Genomic DNA, 3,192 nt, shown 5'->3' with positions numbered 1-3,192 from the left:
CCTATAAGCCACCCATCGAGACGGCGCCGCCGCTGAGCGGCGCCTCTTCTGCGCTTCCTGATGAGGCTGGGGCTGACGTCCGGGACACCGGGCGAGTTCCTGTCGGAATTTGTAGAGCGCACGCTGTTTGAAAATTGAAGACAGAAAGAGAAACGTGGACGGCGAGTTCTTGCGGACTTGGGTTTAGGCTCAAGTCGAACGAGACTTCGGTGTGCTGCGTTTATACAAGAGCCATCGCGGATTGCTTCGGTAATCTGTAGATGTCTCCGTCAATACGCAGTGCGATGCCGGAACAAAATCTCATCCAATCTGAGAGTTTGATCCTGGCTCAGAGCGAACGCTGGCGGCAGGCTTAACACATGCAAGTCGAACGGGCACTTCGGTGCTAGTGGCAGACGGGTGAGTAACACGTGGGAACGTACCTTTCGGTTCGGAATAATTCAGGGAAACTTGGACTAATACCGGATACGCCCTTCGGGGGAAAGATTTATCGCCGATAGATCGGCCCGCGTCTGATTAGCTAGTTGGTGAGGTAATGGCTCACCAAGGCGACGATCAGTAGCTGGTCTGAGAGGATGATCAGCCACATTGGGACTGAGACACGGCCCAAACTCCTACGGGAGGCAGCAGTGGGGAATATTGGACAATGGGCGCAAGCCTGATCCAGCCATGCCGCGTGAGTGATGAAGGCCTTAGGGTTGTAAAGCTCTTTTGTCCGGGAAGATAATGACTGTACCGGAAGAATAAGCCCCGGCTAACTTCGTGCCAGCAGCCGCGGTAATACGAAGGGGGCTAGCGTTGCTCGGAATCACTGGGCGTAAAGGGCGCGTAGGCGGACTCTTAAGTCGGGGGTGAAAGCCCAGGGCTCAACCCTGGAATTGCCTTCGATACTGGGAGTCTTGAGTTCGGAAGAGGTTGGTGGAACTGCGAGTGTAGAGGTGAAATTCGTAGATATTCGCAAGAACACCAGTGGCGAAGGCGGCCAACTGGTCCGATACTGACGCTGAGGCGCGAAAGCGTGGGGAGCAAACAGGATTAGATACCCTGGTAGTCCACGCCGTAAACGATGAATGCCAGCCGTTGGGGAGCTTGCTCTTCAGTGGCGCAGCTAACGCTTTAAGCATTCCGCCTGGGGAGTACGGTCGCAAGATTAAAACTCAAAGGAATTGACGGGGGCCCGCACAAGCGGTGGAGCATGTGGTTTAATTCGAAGCAACGCGCAGAACCTTACCAGCTTTTGACATGTCCGGTTTGATCGGCAGAGATGCCTTTCTTCAGTTCGGCTGGCCGGAACACAGGTGCTGCATGGCTGTCGTCAGCTCGTGTCGTGAGATGTTGGGTTAAGTCCCGCAACGAGCGCAACCCTCGCCCCTAGTTGCCATCATTCAGTTGGGAACTCTAGGGGGACTGCCGGTGATAAGCCGCGAGGAAGGTGGGGATGACGTCAAGTCCTCATGGCCCTTACAGGCTGGGCTACACACGTGCTACAATGGCGGTGACAATGGGCAGCGAAAGGGCGACCTCGAGCTAATCCCAAAAAGCCGTCTCAGTTCAGATTGTACTCTGCAACTCGAGTACATGAAGGTGGAATCGCTAGTAATCGTGGATCAGCATGCCACGGTGAATACGTTCCCGGGCCTTGTACACACCGCCCGTCACACCATGGGAGTTGGGTTTACCCGAAGGCGTTACGCTAACCGCAAGGAGGCAGGCGACCACGGTAGGCTCAGCGACTGGGGTGAAGTCGTAACAAGGTAGCCGTAGGGGAACCTGCGGCTGGATCACCTCCTTTCTAAGGTAGAGGACTTCACGAAGCTTGCTTCGTATCGACCTCTCTTCAGAACAATAGAGGCCAGTCAGGCCTCGCATGCGGAACTTGCCGTCTTCGTTTCTCTTTCTCTTTCCGGGCGAATGCGCTGGATCGGTCATCTGGATCGGTCGCGTATTCTGGGCCAAGCCAGGCTTTGGCCGGTCGACTTCTTGGTCGATTTGCCTTGGGCCTGTAGCTCAGTTGGTTAGAGCGCGCGCTTGATAAGCGTGAGGTCGGAGGTTCAAATCCTCCCAGGCCCACCAGTCATCGGGTGCCGAGCTGTCCGACGAGCGGCGGTTCTTTCGAGCTCTTGGGCTCGCAAGGCCGAACGGCCGCCGCGCCAAGTGGCGCGTTGCTTTACTCAAATGGGGCCATAGCTCAGTTGGGAGAGCGGTAGCTTTGCAAGCTTCAGGTCGTCGGTTCGATCCCGTCTGGCTCCACCAAATCCGGAAAGTATTCAAGTTTCGCCATCATCGGCAACGATGGTTGGCGCTGCTGTTTGTCATTGTGAAGAGGGAATGTATTCGAGAGCTGCTCATCCTGCAGCATGCGGAATGTCCGACACCATCGGCTTCTGTTAAATCGGGTACATTCGGCAAGCATAAATGGTCTTTCTGATCATATGTTCTGCGAATTTGTTTCGCGGACATCGATCATGAGAACGATCAAGTGCCTTAAGAGCATTCGGTGGATGCCTTGGCGCTGAGAGGCGATGAAGGACGTGATACGCTGCGATAAGCCGTGGGGAGCTGCGAATGAGCTTTGATCCGCGGATTTCCGAATGGGGAAACCCACCTTCGATCTCTGTTATTCCAAGGACAGGACTTCGGTTCTGTTTTTGAGCTAACAGAGATCACAAGAAGGTATTGAACTCTGAATACATAGGGGTTCAAAGCTAACCCAGGGAACTGAAACATCTAAGTACCTGGAGGAAAGGACATCAACGAGACTCCGTTAGTAGTGGCGAGCGAACGCGGACCAGGCCAGTGCTTATCTGCAAGTTACCGGAAGCGGTTGGGAAACCGCGCAACAATGGGTGATAGCCCCGTACGGATCTGCGAACAGATGAGACATGAGTAAGGCGGGACACGTGAAATCCTGTCTGAACGTGGGGGGACCACCCTCCAAGCCTAAGTACTCCTCAGCGACCGATAGTGAACAAGTACCGTGAGGGAAAGGTGAAAAGCACCCCGACGAGGGGAGTGAAATAGCACCTGAAACCGAATGCTTACAAACAGTGGGAGCTCAAGGTTCGTCCTGGGTGACCGCGTACCTTTTGTATAATGGGTCAGCGACTTAATCTGACGAGCAAGCTTAAGCCGGTAGGTGTAGGCGCAGCGAAAGCGAGTCTGAACAGGGCGTTCAGTTCGTCGGATTAGACC

The 3,192-nt window shown here is 54.7% G+C and carries 1 protein-coding gene, 2 tRNA genes and 2 rRNA genes (1 of these 5 running past the window's edge); 4 read left to right on the top strand and 1 reads right to left on the bottom strand.

Annotated elements, in window-relative coordinates; genetic code table 11:
• The first annotated feature begins 305 nt into the window (after positions 1–305).
• From AC1DIN_RS29750 to AC1DIN_RS29740, 3 genes are all read left to right on the top strand, one after another.
• Positions 306–1,792, top strand: a 16S ribosomal RNA gene (locus tag AC1DIN_RS29750).
• A gap of 204 nt (positions 1,793–1,996) precedes the next feature.
• Positions 1,997–2,073, top strand: a tRNA-Ile gene (locus AC1DIN_RS29745).
• A gap of 104 nt (positions 2,074–2,177) precedes the next feature.
• Positions 2,178–2,253: transfer RNA gene (locus AC1DIN_RS29740), tRNA-Ala, on the top strand.
• Here AC1DIN_RS29740 and AC1DIN_RS29735 read toward each other — a convergent pair.
• On the bottom strand, positions 2,219–2,359 hold the full coding sequence (locus AC1DIN_RS29735; RefSeq protein ID WP_441473988.1) for a hypothetical protein: 141 nt from the start codon (positions 2,357–2,359) through the stop codon (positions 2,219–2,221). The two genes, AC1DIN_RS29740 and AC1DIN_RS29735, sit on opposite strands and share 35 nt — an antisense overlap.
• A 114-nt stretch (positions 2,360–2,473) precedes the next feature.
• On the opposite strand from AC1DIN_RS29735, the gene AC1DIN_RS29730 reads away from it, so the two are divergent.
• Positions 2,474–3,192: ribosomal RNA gene (locus AC1DIN_RS29730) — 23S ribosomal RNA — on the top strand (it continues 2,088 nt past the right edge of the window).
• Together the 16S and 23S rRNA genes with 2 tRNA genes alongside form the textbook arrangement of a ribosomal RNA operon.

It is taken from the genome of Allobosea sp. 05T438 (genome assembly GCF_056396025.1).
This window is presented reverse-complemented; position numbering and strand designations above follow the sequence as displayed.